The organism is Pseudomonas lalucatii (assembly GCF_018398425.1).
Taxonomy (GTDB): Bacteria; Pseudomonadota; Gammaproteobacteria; order Pseudomonadales; family Pseudomonadaceae; genus Aquipseudomonas; species Aquipseudomonas lalucatii.
On record NZ_JADPMV010000001.1, the window covers coordinates 996255 to 1012063 of the forward strand.

Sequence of the window (15809 nt, forward strand, 5' to 3'; positions counted from 1 at the left end):
CGTCTGGCCCCATCCTACGACCACCCTGCACGGGGACAAGACCATGGAACTACCGAACTGCGACACCCTGCTGCTGGAACGGATCGAGGGCGTGCTCCATATCACCCTCAACCGCCCGGACTGCCGCAACGCCATGAGCCTGGCCATGGTCACGGAGCTGCGTCGGGTGCTGCTCGCCGTGCGCGACGACCATGGCGTGCGCGCCCTGGTACTGCGCGGCGCCGGCGGCCACTTCTGCGCCGGCGGCGACATCAGGGACATGGCCGCGGCGCGCGCCAGCGGCGGCGAGGCCTACCGCGAGCTGAACCGCGCCTTCGGCAGCCTGCTGGAGCAGGCCCAGGCCCTGCCCCAGGTACTGCTGGTGGTGCTCGAGGGCGCGGTGCTCGGCGGCGGCCTCGGCCTGGCCTGCGTCTCGGACGTGGCGATCGCCGCCCAGGACGCCCAGTTCGGCCTGCCGGAGACCAGCCTGGGGGTGCTGCCGGCACAGATCGCCCCCTTCGTGGTGGCGCGCATCGGCCTGACCCAGGCCCGCCGCCTGGCCCTGACCGCCGCCCGTTTCGACGCCGGCGAGGCCCTGCGCCTGGGCCTGGTGCACTTCAGCGAGGCCGCCGGCGCAGCCCTGCAGCGGCGCCTGGACGAGACCCTGGCGCAGATCCGCCGCTGCGCGCCCGGCGCCACCGCGCGGACCAAGGCGCTGCTGCTGGCCAGTGGGCAGGAGCCCCTGGGGCGGCTGCTGGACGATGCCGCCGAACAGTTCGCCGAGGCGGTGACCGGCGCCGAAGGCGTCGAGGGCACCCTGGCCTTCATGCAGAAACGCAAGCCCGCCTGGGCGCAATAGACACCTCGAGGAGCGCCACGCATGCCCGCCTTCACCAAGATCCTGATCGCCAACCGCGGCGAAATCGCCTGCCGGGTGCTGCGCACCGCCCACGACCTGGGCTACCGCACGGTGGCGGTGTACAGCGAGGCCGACGCCGACGCCCGTCACGTGCAGCTGGCCGACGAGGCCCTGTGCATAGGCCCGGCGCCGGCGGCGCAGTCCTATCTGCAGATCGAGCGCATCATCGCCGCGGCGCGCAAGACCGGCGCCGACGCCATCCACCCCGGCTACGGCTTCCTCTCGGAGAACGCCGAGTTCGCCAGGGCCTGCAAGGCCGCTGGCATCGTCTTCATCGGCCCGAGCGTGGAAGCCATCCACCTGATGGGCAGCAAGCGCCTGGCCAAACTCGCCATGCTGGAGGCCGGCGTGCCCTGCATCCCCGGCTACCAGGGCGCAGCCCAGGACGACACGACCCTGGCCCGGGAGGCCGAGCGCATCGGCTACCCGCTGATGATCAAGGCCAGCGCCGGCGGCGGCGGCCGCGGCATGCGCCTGGTCGAAACCCCGAGCGAACTGGCCGCACAGCTGCGCAGCGCCCGCTCCGAGGCGCAGGGCGCCTTCGGCTCGGGCGAGCTGATCCTGGAGCGCGCCCTGCGTCAGCCGCGGCATGTCGAGGTGCAGGTGTTCGGCGACAGCCAGGGCAACATCGTCCACCTGTTCGAGCGCGACTGCTCGGTGCAGCGCCGCCACCAGAAGGTGGTCGAGGAGACGCCCTGCCCGGTGCTCGGCGCCGAGTTGCGCCAAGCCATGGGCGAGGCCGCGGTGCGGGCGGCGGCTTCGGTCGACTACGTCGGGGCCGGCACCGTGGAGTTCCTGCTGGATCAGAGCGGCGAGTTCTTCTTCCTGGAGATGAACACCCGCCTGCAGGTCGAGCATCCGGTGACCGAACTGGTCACCGGCCAGGACCTGGTGGCCTGGCAACTGCGCGTCGCCGAGGGCCAGGCGCTGCCGCTGCGGCAGCAGGACATCCGCCTGAACGGCCATGCCATGGAGGTGCGCCTGTACGCCGAGGACACGGCCGCCGGCTTCCTGCCACAGACCGGCCAGGTGCTGCGCTGGGAAACGCCGCAGCTGGATGGCATCCGCATCGACCACGGCCTGCTCGAAGGTCAGGCCGTCTCGCCCTTCTACGACCCTATGCTGGCCAAGCTCATCGCTCACGGCGCGACCCGCGAAGAGGCCCGGCGCAAGCTGCTGCGCGCGGTCGAGGACTGCGTGCTGCTGGGTGTCGGCGGCAACCAGCGCTTTCTCGCCAACCTGCTGAAACATCCCGAGTTCGTCGCCGGCAACGCCAGCACCGCCTTTATCGACCGGCACTTCGCCGACGATCCCAGCCTGAGCCCGCAAGCACCGAGCAGTGCCGAACTGGCCAGCGCCGCCGCCCTGCTCTATCAGGCCTCGGCCCTGGCTGCCGCGCACCAGGGCGGCCTGGCCGGCTGGCGCAATGCCGGCAACGCGCCCTGGCGCCTGCTGTTGCAACAGGGCGAACGCCGCTTCGCAGTGGCACTGAGCGTACTGGAGTCCGGCACCCGACCAGGGTTCGCCGCTCGCATCGGCGACGAGGAACTGCGGCTGCGCCTGCTCGCCGCCGACGGCCGCTGGGCCAGCCTGGAGCTGGACGGCATCCGTCGGCGCCTGGCCTATCATCAGGATGGCGCCAGGCTGTGGCTCTACGGCCAGGGCGGCAACCTGGAACTGCTGGACATCAGCCAGCAACCCGCCGGCGCCGCCGAGGGCGCGGCTTCAGGCACGCTGAAGGCGCCGATGGATGGCGCCATCGTCGAAGTACTGATAAGCGAGGGCGAGCGGGTCGCCAAGGGCCAGCTGCTGCTGGTGCTGGAGGCGATGAAGATGGAACACCCGGTGAAGGCCAGGCTCGACGGTAAGGTCCGCCGCGTGCAGGTGTGCCGCGGCGACCAGGTGAAGAGCCGGCAGCCGTTGATCGAGATCGAACCCGCTACTCCGGCCGAATGACGCCGAGGCGATCCAGACGGCTCAGGCCATAACGACGCGACAAGGAGACCCCACCATGTCACTGCAAGGCAAAACCCTGTTCATCACCGGCGCCAGCCGCGGCATCGGCCGCGAAATCGCCCTGCGCGCGGCGCGCGACGGCGCCAACCTGGTGATCGCGGCGAAAAGCGCCGAGGCCCATCCGAAACTGCCCGGCACCATCCACAGCGTCGCCGCCGAAGTCGAGGCCGCCGGCGGCAAGGCCCTGGCGCTGCAGCTGGACGTGCGCGACGAGGTCGCAGTCAAGGCCGCCATGGCCCGCGCCGCCGAGCACTTCGGCGGCATCGACGCGCTGGTCAACAACGCCGGGGCGATCAAGCTGCTGGGGGTGGAACAGCTCGAGCCCAAGCGCTTCGACCTGATGTTCCAGATCAACACCCGCGCGGTGATGGTCTGCAGCCAGGCCGCCCTGCCCTACCTCAAGCACAGCGGCAACGGCCATATCCTCAGCCTGTCGCCGCCACTCAGCCTGGACAGCAAGTGGTTCGCCCAGCACGGCCCCTACACGGTGACCAAGTACGGCATGAGCATGCTCACCCTGGGCATGCACGAGGAATTCAGGAAATACGGCATCAGCGTCAACTCGCTGTGGCCGCAGACCATGATCGCCACCGCCGCCATCGAGTTCGAGGTGGGCAGTCGCGAGGTGTTCAAGCGCGCCCGCACTCCGGCGATCATGGCCGACGCCGCCCACGCCATCCTCAGCAGCCAGGGGCGCAGCATCAGCGGGCGCCTGCTGGTCGACGAGCAGCTGCTGCGCGAACAGGGCCAGGGCGAATTCGACCACTACCGCTACGACCCGGACGGCGGGGCGCTGATCCCCGACCTGTTCCTCGACTGAGGGTGACCGACGCGACGGCGCGGGCGGCTAGCGTCTGAGTTCGAACTGCAGTTCGGCCCCTTCCAGCGAATTCCAGTCGCCCGCCTCCTCGGTGATCAGCCGGCCGCTGAGCTGAACGGGACCCGCCTCTGCCTTCGCCTCGAACAGGGGCGGCAGCAGCGGCGTGAGGCCATGCTCGCCCTCGCCTCCGGCATTGGCCTGCTCGAGCAACTCGGGAGGCACGCTGAGGTCCAGACTGGCGTGCGCGGGCGGCTCCGGCTCGGCTGTCCGGGCTGGCGCTGCGGCGTTGGCGGAGACGGACGGCGCCGGCGCCGTGGAGACGGGGGCGCGCACCGGCGGCACGGCATCCGGCTGCTCCCGCGCGGCCTGGGGGCGGCGACGGGGGCCGGCGACTGCTGCCCCGGCACGGGCACTTCCGCGGGGACGGGGCTTTTCGGCGGTGCGACCTTGGCCGGTTTGACTTCCGGCTCGCAGGCACTCAACAGGGGGATGAACAGGGCCAGAGCCAGGTAACGCATGACGCTCATGATCGCTCGAAGACAGGGCTGGTGAATGACGCCATGCTGGCCTGCCCGAGGCCGCCTGACAAGCGCGATTTTCCTTCACCGGCCGTTCTCGTCCGCCTCTTGCAGCCGCTCGAGCAGCGCCTCGATATCCAGCCGCGGATGCTCCCGCCGCAGCGCCTCGAGCCGCTCCGCGCCGCGCCGTGCTGACCCCGCGCACGCAGGTCGAGGACCTCGCGCAAGGCGGCCTGGGCACGGGCATCCGGGGCGGGCGCCGCGCCCTTGCCCGCAGCCGGCGCAGCGCCGCTCGGCGCCGGCTGCGCGACACTGTCGGCCTGCACCTCGGCCGCGGGAGACGCGAGGCGGGCGGACTCGGCCATGCTCCGCTTCGTGGCAGGCGCGGCCTGGCGCTGCAAGGCAGGGGCCGCCGGCATCGGGCTGGCGAACTGCGCGGGCGCCCGCTCCAGGGTCTTCAGGCTCAGGCTCAAGCCCAGTCCCAGGGCCGCGACACTGCCCAGGGCCAGGCTCCAGCGCAGTCCCGTGGCATGACCGAACAGCCACCTCTGCAGACGCGCCAAGCGCCCCACGGGACTGCGCCGGCGCTCGGCCTGCTCCCGGGCGGCGGCGAGGATCCGGGCGTCCAGGGCGGCCGGCGGCTCCTGCTCCTGATGCCTGCGGTAGTGTTGCAACAACTGCTCGTCGGCCGCTGAGGGCTCGGTCTGCCGGTCTTTCATGCGGATACCTCTTCGGCCGCGGCGGGGTCGGCCAACAGCCGGCGCAACTTCTGCAGGGCGTAGCGCAGGCGGCTCTTCACCGTCTCCGCCGGGGTGCGGGTCAGCTCGGCGATCTCCTGCAGCTCCAGCTCGCCCTGGGCGCGCAACAGGAACACCTCGCGCTGCTCGGCCGGCAGGTCGTCCAGCGCCCGCTGCAGGCGCTGGCGATCGCGACTCAGGCCGAACTGCTGCTCGGGGTCGCCCTGCTCGCCGGGCCGCTCGTGCAGCCGTTCGTCGTAGGTCTCCTGCAGCCCCTGACGCTTGCCGTGCTTGCGCCAGTGGTCGATCAGGCGGTTGCGGGCGATCTGGTACAGCCAGGTCTTGAACAACACCCGCTCGCGCTGCAACGAATCGCTGCGCACCAGGCTCAGCCAGGTGTCCTGGAAGATTTCCTCGGCCAGCGTCGGGTCGCCGCACAGGCCGCAGAGGAAACGGAACAGGCCGAGGCGATGGCGCTGGTACAGCAGCGCGAAGGCCTCGGCATCGCCCTGCCGGTAACGGCGCAGCAGGGCGGCGTCGTCATCGGCTGGGGCAGTGGGCTTGTCAGTCACACTCAGTCGACCTTGGCAGTGGGTGGCGGGGACGGGAGCGCTGGAGCTTGCAGGCTCCGGGCCAGTTCCACCAGCTGGACGAATTCGCTGCGCAGGCCGAAGCGATCCTCGCCCCTGGCGCTGCGCGCCAGGTCGGCCGTGGCGGCCAGGTCGAAGTCGCCGGTGTAGCGGCCGCCGCTGAGCTGCTGGGCGAAGGCCGCCACCGCCGCGGCGAAGCGCAGGTCCTCGCTGGCCGCGGCGAGGCTCGCACCGGGCCGGGCCCGGACCGGCACTTCCAGCAGGCGGCTGCGCGCCGCCTGTGGCGCCTTGTAGCGGATGCGCAACCAGGCCAGCTCGCCCGACTTGCCGGCGGCCTCGACGCCGGGCTGCCGGTAACGCAGCGGCCCCAGCCACCCCTGCTGGCCCACCGGCACTATCTCGTAGAGCGCGGTGACGCTGTGCCCGGCGCCGATTTCGCCGGCATCGACCTTGTCGTTGGCGAAGTCCTCGCGGCGCAGCGCGCGGTTCTCGTAGCCCAGCAGGCGGTACTCGGCGACCTGGGCCGGGTTGAACTCGAGCTGAAGCTTCACGTCCCGGGCCACCACCGACAGGGTCGAGCTGAGCTGCTCGACCAGCACCTTGCGCGCCTCGCGCAGGTTGTCGATATAGGCGTAGTTGCCGTCGCCGGCATCGGCCAGCTGCTCCATCAGCTGCTCGTTGTAGTTGCCGGTGCCGAAGCCCAGGGTGGTCAGGGAGATGCCGGTCTTGCGTTTGTCGGCGGCCAGCGCCTTGAGCGTGGCGAAGTCGCTGATGCCGACATTGAAGTCGCCGTCGGTGGCCAGCAGGATGCGATTGATGCCGCCGCCAACGAAGCCCTGCTGGGCCTGCTGGTAGGCCAGCTGGATGCCCGACTCGCCGGCCGTCGAGCCGCCGGCCCGCAGCTGTTCGATGGCGGCGCGGATACCGGCCTTGTCCGAGCCGGCCGTGGACGGCAGCACCAGCCGCGACTCACCGGCATAGGCCACCAGTGCCACCCTGTCCTCGGCGCGCAGCTGCTCGACCAGCAGCTTGAGGGTGCTCTGCACCAGGGGCAGGCCTTCGCGGCGGTCCATCGAGCCGGACACGTCCACCAGAAACACCAGGTTGGCCGGCGGCAACGCCGCTACCGTCAGGTCGGCAGCCTTGATCGCGATGCGCAACAGCAGGCTGTGGGGATTCCAGGGCGTCGTCGCCAGCTCGGTGTCCACGCCGAACGGGACGTCCCCTCGCGGCGCGGGATAGGCATAGGGGAAGTAGTTGACCAGTTCCTCCAGGCGCACCGCCTCGGCCGGTGGCAGTTGGCCCTGATTGAGGAAGCGACGGACGTTGGCGTAGCCGCCGGTGTCCACGTCGATGCTGAAGGTCGACACCGGCGCCTCGGCCACCGCCTGCACCGGATTGCCCGCGAGACGCTGGTAGCGCTCGCGGTGCTCCTCGCGATAGGCCGGCGGCAGTGCGTCGCCCGGGGGCGCCGCGGGCAGCCTGGCGAGCTCTGCCGCCGGGGGCGCGTAGGCTGGGCCCGCGACCTTCCTGCCGCTGGGTTGCGCCAGCGCGGCCTGCGCCAGGCTAGTGGCTTGGCGATCCGCCGGCGCCACGCGCGGCGTCTCCGGCTGGGTGGCATTGCAGGCCCCCAGCAACAGCAGCAGGGCGGCACCGAAGCCCTGTACCAGGGGGGGCGGGACAGCTGTGAATGGCCTGGACATGGTCCATCTCCTCGGGACGAATGAACTCTTCGTCCGAGTAGACGCAGCGAACCGCCGCTTCGGGTTAGCCCGCGGCAGCATTCCTTATCGGCTGCCGGCTTCCTGGCACAACTGACTGGCCAGCATGCCCAGGGTCATCAGCGCCCGCTCGGCCTCGCGGGTCCAGGGAATGCCGCAGTTCAGACGTACGCAGTGGTTGAACTGCTCGGTGTTGCTGAAGATCAACCCGGGCGCGATGCTGATGCCCTGCTGCAGGGCGCGCACGTGCAGCTCCTTGGTGTTGACCCGCACCGGCAGACTGACCCAGAGAATGAAGCCGCCGCCCGGCCGGGTGATCTGCGTGCCCTCGGGAAAGTGCTGCTGCACCGCCAGCTGGAAGGCGCTGAGGTTCTTGCGGTATTCCTGGCGGATATAGCGCAGGTGGCGGTCGTAGCCGCCGTTCTCCAGGTAGGCCGCCACCGCCATCTGCGTCACGCTGCACGCCGAATGGGTGCTGAAGGTCTGCAGGCGCTGGATCTCGTCCTGGTACTTGCCGGCGACGATCCAGCCGATGCGCACCCCCGGCGACAGGGTCTTGGAGAAGCTCGAGCAGTACAGCACGCGACCCTCGCGATCCTGGGACTTGAGCGCCTTGGTCGGCCCCTGCTCGAACATCAGCTCGCCGTAGATGTCGTCCTCGACGATCTGGATATCGAAGTCCCCGGCCAGGCGCAGCAACTGCTTCTGGCGCTCCTCGGGAATGGTGCCGCCCAGGGGGTTGCTCAGCCGCGCGGTCAATACCAGGGTCCTGATCGGCCACTGGCTGGCGGCCAGCTGCAGCGCCTCCAGGCTGATGCCGGTGGTCGGGTCGCTGGGAATCTCGATGACCTTCAGGCCGAGCAGATCGGCCAGCTGCAGCAGGCCGTAGTAGGTCGGTGACTCGGCGGCGATCAGGTCGCCGGGCCGGGTCAGCACGCGCAGCGACATCTGCAGGGCATCGACGCAGCCATGGGTGATCACCACCTCGGAAGGATCGACCACCACGCCGGCATCGCGCATGCGGATCGCCACCTGGCGCCGCAACGGCTCGAAGCCGGGGCTGAACATGTAGCTGAAGGCCCGCGGGCTTTGAAAACGGGTGACCTTGGCCAGCTGCTGGTGCAGGGCACGCACCGGCAGGTAGTCGACATGCGGCACCGCCGCGCCGAAGGGGAACACCCCTTCGCGCCGCGACTCGGTGAGTATCTGGTTGATGATGCTGCTGCGGGTGACCAGGCTGGGCCGCTCGACCCGGGCGATATCGGGGGTCGGCGCGGTCAGGGCAGGCGTCTGGTGCACGTAGAAGCCGGACTGCGGACGCGCGCGGATCAGCCCCTGGTCCTCCAGGTTGGCGTAGGCCTGCAACACCGTCGCATGGCTGACGCTGAGCTGCGCGCTCATCTTGCGCACCGACGGCACACGCTCGCCAGGTTGATAGACGCCGCGACGGATGTCTTCGGCCAGTTGCTGAGCAATACGCTGATAGAGCAACAGATTGGTCATGATCGCCTTCCCGCCTGCCTGAACCGTAACAGTAACCCAGAGCCCGGAAAAAGCACCGGTACAGATAGACGAATTCTGCCCGATACACCGCCGATACGCCAGAAACTGTATTGGACCCATCCAGCCCAGGGAAAACTGTTGCGGCGATGGCAGTCCGCATAAAAAAGCCCCGGCGCCTGACAGCGACCGGGGCGGCTTCCATCCGGACGTATCAGCGGTTGGCGCCCAGGCGACCCTGCTCGTCGGAAAACACGATCTCGACCCGGCGATTCTGCGCCCGGCCCTTGGCCGAGGCGTTCTCCGCCACCGGGAAGCCTTCGCCGTGGCCCTGCACCTCGATGCGCTTGGCATCGATGCCCAGGTCGACCAGCACGTCGGCCACCGTCTGCGCCCGTGCGCGCGACAGCTCGAGGTTCTCCTGGCGGTCGCCGCTGCTGTCGGTATAACCCTCGATGCGCACCACCCGCCGCGGGTTGAGCTGGAGGAACTGCACCAGCTTGAGCACCGTACGGTTGGCCGAAACATTGAGGTCGGCGTGGCCGGCATCGAACAGCACATCACCCAGGGTCATCACCAAACCGCGCTCGGTCTCGGTGGTTGCCAGGCTGACCATCTGCTCCTCCAGCCACTGGCTCTGCCCCTGGATGCTCAGCAGCTTGGCCTCGCGCAGCGCCAGCTGCAGGCGCTGGCGCTCCAGCTCGAGCTTGGCGGCCCGCTCCTGATTGAGGCTGAGGGCGCTCTTTTGTCCGGCGATATCGCTGTAGCGCTGGCTCAGGTAGGCGTAATGGGCGACGTCGTCGGCGCTGCCCCAGTAGCTGGACAGGCGATCGGCGCGCGCCAGGGATTCGCCGGCGCGAATCACGTCCTTGGCCGCGCTGCGCAGCACGCCAGGATCCTCCTTCACCGTCTGGAAGCTCAGGCGCGCGGCCTCCAGCGCCTCGCCGTCGTGCGGCTGGAGGCCGGCGCAACCGCCCAGGGCCAGGGTCAGCGCGGCAGCGGCGGCCAGGGTTGCTCGACGCTTCATTGCAGATCCCCCAGCTGATGGCGCAGGCGATTGATGCGCTTGCTCAGTTCGGCCAGCTGCTCCTGGCTCTTCGCAGTCAGCACCCGGGCTTCGGCCAGGCGCGCATCCAGCTCGGCCTGTTCGGCCAGCACCCTAGCCTGCTTGAACGCCTCGTCGGCCATGGCCGCCTGGGCCTGGCGCAGCTTGTCCTCGGCCTGAGCCAGTTCGGGCACCTGCTCGTCGGCCCCCACGGCCCGGGCCTGGGAGACCGCCTGTTCGCTCAGGCGCAGTTGTTCGAGGGGGGGCGGATCGCTGACGCAGGCGGTCAAGGCCAGCAGCACCAGAGCGGCGCTGAAAAGTCGATGAGTCACTGTTCGTTCCTACGGATTCGTGGCACTGGCAGGCTGCAACTGCTGCGCCTTCCAGCGCTGCACATTGCGCTGAAGAAGGGCTTCCGGCACGCCGGCGGCGGTCAATTCTGTCATTTTTTTCGCCAGCTGTCCGCGCAGCCAGGGATCGTTGCAGGCCGAGTTGTGCGACAGCGCAAGGTACAGCCCCTCGCTACGGATCGCTGGCTGCAGGGCCAGCAGGTCGTCCTGCAGGCCCAGGGTATGGGCCAGCGCATCGGCGGGCTCGCGCTCGTGCAGCACGTAATCGACTTCGCCGAGCATCAGCTTCTGCAGCAGCTGGGTCAGCGTGCCCCCCTGCTCCAGGTTCAGGTTGGCCTTGGCATAGCGATTGAAGGACACCCCGAAATCCTTGCCGACCGCCGCCCCGCGGCGCTCGCGCAGGTCGGCCCATTCGATATAGGGAAAACTGGCGATATTGCGCACCCAGACCACATCGGCCCGACTGAAGGGCGCGGGATGCACGTAGTCCAAAGCCTCCAGATCGCCCAGGCTCAGCGCAGCCCCGGCCAACAGGTCGATGCGACCGCTGCGTACCTCATCCTTGGCCTTGTCCCAGGAGCTGCTGTGCAGTACATCGATGCGCACGCCCAGCTCCTCGCCCAGCCGGGCGAGCAAATCCGCCTGGGCGCCGATCAGCTGCTGCGGTTTCTGCGGGTCGCGCCACATGAAGGGCGGGTAATCGGGATGACCGCTGGCGACCAGGCGCTCGCATTTGCCGGCGGCCGACGCCAGGGCTGGCATCGCCAACAGGCTGACGAGCAGCAGGCAGGACTTCAGGAAAGGACGTTCGAGCATTCGATGGGTCTCGGTTCACGTTCGATGGAGCGGCCCATCGCGGCGACGGGCCCGGGCCGGGCTTCCATGCTAGCTTAGCGGCAGCGCAATAATATTTCGCGATAAGGACATGGCATGAAAAAACTCTTTCTCGCTCTGGTGCTGCTGCTCGCCACGGGCGCCGGGGTGCTCTACGGCTTTCCCGCCACCCTGCTGGCCAGCATGCAGTGGCTGGAGCAGCGGGCCGCCGGCCTGTCCCATGAGCGCGTGGAAGTCGCCGATCTTAGCATCCATTACTACCGGGGCGGCCCGCGCGACGGCCAGACCATCCTGATGATTCACGGCTTCGGTGCCGACAAGGACAACTGGCTGCGCTTCGCCCGCCCCCTGACCGAGCGCTTCCAGGTGATCGCCCTGGACCTGCCGGGCTTCGGCGACAGCAGCAAGCCGAACGCCAGCTACGACGTCGGCACCCAGGCCGAACGCGTCGCCAGCTTCGTTCAGGCGCTGGACATCGACCGCCTGCATCTGCTCGGCAACTCCATGGGCGGCCATATTGCCGCCCTCTACGCCGCCCGCTACCCACAGCGGGTGAGTTCCCTGGCCCTGTTCGCCAACGCCGGCATCGACGCCCCGGTGAAGAGCGAGCTGATCGCACGCCTGGAAAGCGGCGCGACCAATCCGCTGCTGGTGCAGAAGCCCGCGGACTTCGAGCGCCTGCTCGACTTCGTGTTCGTCGAGCCGCCGCCACTGCCCGCCCCCCTCAAGCGCTACCTGGCCGAGCGCGCCGTCGACAACAGCACGCATCACCAGCAGGTGTTCACCCAGCTGATCGAGCGCTACATCCCGCTGGAACCGGAGCTGCCGAAGATCAAGGCGCCGACCCTGCTGCTCTGGGGCGCACGCGACCGCGTGCTGGACGTCTCCAGCATCGAGGTGATGCGACCGCTGCTGCGACGGTCCAGCGTGGTCATCATGGAAGACCTCGGCCACGCCCCGATGATCGAGCGCCCCCAGGAAACGGCCGGCCACTACCTGAGCTTTCTGGATGGCATCGCGGATGCGGAGGACTGAGGCGCGGCGCCCGCCGGACAACAAAAAACCCGCTCGATGAGCGGGTTTTTTGTGAGCGCGGAAAGTGGCTTACACCAGCTTTTCCAGCTCCGGGATGGCCTCGAACAGGTCGGCGACCAGACCGTAGTCGGCCACCTGGAAGATCGGCGCCTCCTCGTCCTTGTTGATCGCGACGATCACCTTGGAGTCCTTCATACCCGCCAGGTGCTGGATCGCGCCGGAGATGCCGACGGCGATGTACAGCTGCGGCGCGACGATCTTGCCGGTCTGACCGACCTGCATGTCGTTCGGCACGAAGCCGGCGTCGACCGCGGCGCGCGAGGCGCCGACCGCGGCGCCGAGCTTGTCGGCCAGGGCGTACAGGTGCTTGAAGTTGTCGCCGTTCTGCATGCCGCGACCGCCGGAAATGACGATCTTGGCGGCTGTCAGCTCCGGACGATCGGACTTGGCCAGCTCCTCGCCGACGAAGGCGGATGTGCCGGCATCGGCCGAACCGCTCACAGCCTCGACGGCAGCGGAGCCGCCTTCGGCGGCAGCGGCATCGAAACCGGTGGCCCGTACGGTGATCACTTTCACCGATGCAGAGGACTGCACGGTGGCGATGGCGTTGCCGGCGTAGATCGGCCGCTTGAAGGTATCGGCGCTCTCGACGGCGATGATCTCGGAGATCTGGTCGACGTCCAGCTGGGCAGCGACGCGCGGCAGGATGTTCTTGCCGTTGCTGGTGGCGGCGGCCAGGATGTGGCTGCAGCCCTTGCCCAGTTCGGCTACCAGCGGTGCGACGTTCTCCGGCAGCTGGTGCTCGTAGGCGGCGTTGTCGGCGACCAGGACCTTGGCCACACCGGCGATCTTGGCCGCGGCTTCGGCAGCGGCGCCGCAGCCAGCGCCGGCAACCAGGATGTGGATGTCGCCACCGATCTTCTGCGCAGCAGCGACGGTGTTCAGGGTGGCAGGCGCCAGAGCGGCATTGGTGTGTTCAGCGATAACCAGGATAGTCATTTAGATTACCTTCGCCTCGTTCTTCAGTTTCTCGACCAGTTCAGCCACGGACTTGACCTTGATGCCGGCGCTGCGGGCAGCCGGCGCTTCGACTTTCAGGGTCTTGACGGTGGAGGCGGTGGAAACGCCCAGGGCGTCCGGGGTGACCACTTCCAGGGGCTTCTTCTTGGCCTTCATGATGTTCGGCAGCGACGCGTAGCGCGGCTCGTTCAGGCGCAGGTCGGTGGTGACGATCGCCGGCAGGTTCAGCGCGACGGTCTGCAGGCCGCCGTCGATTTCGCGGGTGACGTTGACCTTATCGCCAGCCACTTCCACCTTGGAGGCGAAGGTGCCCTGGGCATAGCCGGTCAGGGCACCGAGCATCTGCCCGGTCTGATTGTTGTCGCTGTCGATGGCCTGCTTGCCCATGATCACCAGCTGCGGCTGCTCCTTGTCGACCACGGCCTTGAGCAACTTGGCCACGGCCAGGGAGTTCAGCTCGTCGCCGGACTCGACCAGGATGGCGCGATCGGCACCCAGGGCCAGGGCGGTGCGCAGCTGCTCTTGAGCTGCGGTCGGGCCGATCGACACGACGACGATTTCGCTCGCCACGCCCTTCTCTTTCAGGCGTACGGCTTCTTCCACGGCGATTTCGCAGAAGGGGTTCATCGACATCTTGACGTTGGCAAGATCAACGCCGCTGTTGTCCGCCTTGACGCGAACCTTGACGTTGTAGTCGACCACTCGTTTGACAGCTACAAGAACCTTCATGGATTCCTCGTTACTCTCCGGTGAATAGGAATGTCGCCAAAGCGAACATGGCGGGTGATGCCAGTCGGCCGGAACCGATCTCTAGCCCAGACGGCGAGCGCAAAACCGCCCGTATCTTGACCGCAGGACCTAGGCGGGTCAATACAACGGACCGGCCTGGCCCCTGCCGTGTAGTAAGATTCTACCAGCCCTACAGAAAATTCAAACAAACGTTTGTATTGGACCGACAGGAGGGTGTAGATATAATGCCCGCGCATCGCCCAGGGAACGAGCCTGATCGTCAAATAAAACTAGAGAGCCTTGAGTAGGAGATAGCCTGTGGAACGCGAGTTTATGGAATTCGACGTCGTCATCGTCGGCGCCGGTCCTGCCGGATTGTCCGCCGCCTGCCGACTGAAGCAGAAAGCCGCCGAAGCGGGTAAGGAAATCAGCGTCTGCGTGGTCGAGAAAGGCTCCGAGGTCGGCGCCCACATCCTCTCCGGCGCGGTATTCGAACCCCGCGCCCTGAACGAGCTGTTCCCCGACTGGAAGGCGCTCGGCGCACCGCTGAACACCCCGGTCACGCGCGACGATATCTACCTGCTGAAGAACGCCGAGAAGGCCAGCCGCATTCCCGACCTGTTCGTGCCCAAGACCATGCACAACCAGGGCAACTACATCATCTCCCTGGGCAACCTGTGCCGCTGGCTGGCCCAGCAGGCCGAGAACCTCGGCGTGGAGATCTACCCGGGCTTCGCCGCCCAGGAAGCGCTGATCGACGAGAACGGCGTGGTGCGCGGCATCGTCACCGGCGACCTGGGGGTCGACCGCGAAGGCAACCCGAAAGAGGGCTACTACACCCCCGGCATGGAATTGCGCGCCAAATACACCCTGTTCGCCGAGGGCTGCCGCGGCCACATCGGCAAGCAGCTGATCCAGAAGTACAACCTGGACAGCGAGGCCGACGCCCAGCACTACGGCATCGGCATCAAGGAAATCTGGGACGTCGACCCCGCCAAGCACGAACAGGGCCTGGTGGTGCACACCGCCGGCTGGCCGCTGTCGCTGGTGGACAGCGAGAACACCGGCGGTTCCTTCCTCTATCACCTGGAAAACAACCAGGTGGTGGTCGGCCTGATCGTCGACCTGTCCTACAGCAACCCGCACCTGTCGCCATTCGACGAGTTCCAGCGCTACAAGCACCACCCGGTTATTGCCCAATACCTGGAAGGCGGCAAGCGCGTGGCCTATGGCGCTCGCGCCATCTGCAAGGGCGGCCTGAACTCGCTGCCGAAGATGGTCTTCGCCGGCGGCGCGCTGATCGGCTGCGACCTCGGCACCCTCAACTTCGCCAAGATCAAGGGCAGCCACACCGCCATGAAGTCCGGCATGCTGGCCGCCGAAGCGGTGGCCGATGCGCTGTTCGCCGGCAGCGAAGGTGGCGACCAGCTGACCGGCTACGTCGAGGCGTTCAAGACCAGTTGGCTGTATGACGAACTGTTCCGCAGCCGCAACTTCGGCGCGGCGATCCACAAGTTCGGCGTGCTGGGCGGCGGCGCCTTCAACTACATCGACCAGAACCTGTTCGGCGGCAAGATCCCCTTCACCCTGCACGACACCAAGCCGGACCATGCCTGCCTGAAGAAGGCCAGCGAAGCGCAGAAGATCGCCTACCCGAAACCGGACGGCAAGCTCAGCTTCGACAAGCTCAGCTCGGTATTCCTCTCCAACACCAACCACGAAGAGGAACAGCCCTGCCACCTGAAGCTCAGCGACCCGAGCATCCCGATCGCCCAGAACCTGCCGCTCTACGATGAACCGGCGCAACGCTATTGCCCGGCCGGCGTGTACGAGGTGGTGACCCAGGAGGATGGCGAGAAGCGCTTCCAGATCAACGCGCAGAACTGCGTGCACTGCAAGACCTGCGACATCAAGGACCCGGCACAGAACATCACCTGGGTCGCGCCGGAAGGCACCGGCGGACCGAACTACCCCAACATGTAACGACTAAAAAGGC

Annotated in this window: 15 protein-coding genes; 5 read left to right on the forward strand and 10 right to left on the reverse strand. The window is 68.0% G+C overall.

What is annotated here, in order from left to right:
- The first annotated feature begins 43 nt into the window (after nt 1-43).
- The 3 genes from I0D00_RS04350 to I0D00_RS04360 are packed head-to-tail and all read left to right on the forward strand — an operon-like array spanning nt 44 to nt 3734.
- Nucleotides 44-838, forward strand: coding sequence for an enoyl-CoA hydratase/isomerase family protein (locus I0D00_RS04350; RefSeq protein ID WP_213638517.1), 795 nt, complete (start codon nt 44-46; stop codon nt 836-838).
- 21 nt (nt 839-859) lie between these two features.
- The gene (locus I0D00_RS04355; protein WP_213638518.1) at nt 860-2854 is read left to right on the forward strand and encodes an acetyl/propionyl/methylcrotonyl-CoA carboxylase subunit alpha; all 1995 of its coding nucleotides are present in this window, start codon (nt 860-862) and stop codon (nt 2852-2854) included.
- A 55-nt stretch (nt 2855-2909) separates the two neighbouring features.
- Nucleotides 2910-3734 carry an SDR family oxidoreductase gene (locus I0D00_RS04360; protein WP_213638519.1) on the forward strand — a complete coding sequence of 275 codons (825 nt, stop codon included), beginning with the start codon at nt 2910-2912 and terminating at the stop codon, nt 3732-3734.
- A 27-nt stretch (nt 3735-3761) separates the two neighbouring features.
- Here the strand turns inward: I0D00_RS04360 and I0D00_RS04365 are convergent, their stop codons facing one another.
- The 8 genes from I0D00_RS04365 to I0D00_RS04400 all read right to left on the reverse strand — a co-directional run bounded on the left by I0D00_RS04365 (nt 3762) and on the right by I0D00_RS04400 (nt 11011).
- A complete protein-coding gene (locus tag I0D00_RS04365; RefSeq protein WP_213638520.1) occupies nt 3762-3956 on the reverse strand; it encodes a hypothetical protein in 195 nt (64 codons plus the stop codon).
- A 301-nt stretch (nt 3957-4257) separates the two neighbouring features.
- On the reverse strand, nt 4258-4971 hold the full coding sequence (locus I0D00_RS04370; RefSeq protein WP_213638521.1) for a hypothetical protein: 714 nt from the start codon (nt 4969-4971) through the stop codon (nt 4258-4260).
- Nucleotides 4968-5561, reverse strand: coding sequence for an RNA polymerase sigma factor (locus tag I0D00_RS04375; protein WP_338050386.1), 594 nt, complete (start codon nt 5559-5561; stop codon nt 4968-4970). Before I0D00_RS04375 ends, I0D00_RS04370 begins: the two co-directional genes overlap by 4 nt.
- A gap of 2 nt (nt 5562-5563) precedes the next feature.
- The gene (locus I0D00_RS04380) at nt 5564-7282 is read right to left on the reverse strand and encodes a vWA domain-containing protein (protein WP_213638522.1); all 1719 of its coding nucleotides are present in this window, start codon (nt 7280-7282) and stop codon (nt 5564-5566) included.
- 84 nt (nt 7283-7366) lie between these two features.
- Nucleotides 7367-8803, reverse strand: a complete 1437-nt coding sequence (locus tag I0D00_RS04385) for an aminotransferase-like domain-containing protein (protein WP_213638523.1) — start codon at nt 8801-8803, stop codon at nt 7367-7369.
- A gap of 211 nt (nt 8804-9014) precedes the next feature.
- Nucleotides 9015-9827 carry an OmpA family protein gene (locus I0D00_RS04390; protein ID WP_213638524.1) on the reverse strand — a complete coding sequence of 271 codons (813 nt, stop codon included), beginning with the start codon at nt 9825-9827 and terminating at the stop codon, nt 9015-9017.
- On the reverse strand, nt 9824-10177 hold the full coding sequence (locus I0D00_RS04395; RefSeq protein WP_213638525.1) for a DUF4398 domain-containing protein: 354 nt from the start codon (nt 10175-10177) through the stop codon (nt 9824-9826). Before I0D00_RS04395 ends, I0D00_RS04390 begins: the two co-directional genes overlap by 4 nt.
- Nucleotides 10178-10186: 9 nt before the next feature.
- Nucleotides 10187-11011, reverse strand: a complete 825-nt coding sequence (locus tag I0D00_RS04400; protein WP_213638526.1) for a substrate-binding periplasmic protein — start codon at nt 11009-11011, stop codon at nt 10187-10189.
- 114 nt (nt 11012-11125) lie between these two features.
- On the opposite strand from I0D00_RS04400, the gene I0D00_RS04405 reads away from it, so the two are divergent.
- The gene (locus I0D00_RS04405; RefSeq protein ID WP_213638527.1) at nt 11126-12064 is read left to right on the forward strand and encodes an alpha/beta fold hydrolase; all 939 of its coding nucleotides are present in this window, start codon (nt 11126-11128) and stop codon (nt 12062-12064) included.
- A 69-nt stretch (nt 12065-12133) separates the two neighbouring features.
- On the opposite strand, the gene I0D00_RS04410 is transcribed toward I0D00_RS04405, so the two are convergent.
- Together I0D00_RS04410 and I0D00_RS04415 are read right to left on the reverse strand one after the other, a co-directional pair.
- Nucleotides 12134-13063: an electron transfer flavoprotein subunit alpha/FixB family protein gene (locus tag I0D00_RS04410; RefSeq protein WP_213638528.1), complete on the reverse strand. Its 930-nt coding sequence runs from the start codon at nt 13061-13063 to the stop codon at nt 12134-12136.
- The gene (locus I0D00_RS04415) at nt 13064-13813 is read right to left on the reverse strand and encodes an electron transfer flavoprotein subunit beta/FixA family protein (protein ID WP_213638529.1); all 750 of its coding nucleotides are present in this window, start codon (nt 13811-13813) and stop codon (nt 13064-13066) included. It lies immediately after the preceding gene.
- A 318-nt stretch (nt 13814-14131) separates the two neighbouring features.
- Here I0D00_RS04415 and I0D00_RS04420 point away from each other — a divergent pair, with 318 nt between their 5' ends.
- A complete protein-coding gene (locus tag I0D00_RS04420; RefSeq protein WP_213638530.1) occupies nt 14132-15796 on the forward strand; it encodes an electron transfer flavoprotein-ubiquinone oxidoreductase in 1665 nt (554 codons plus the stop codon).
- Nucleotides 15797-15809 lie beyond the last annotated feature (13 nt).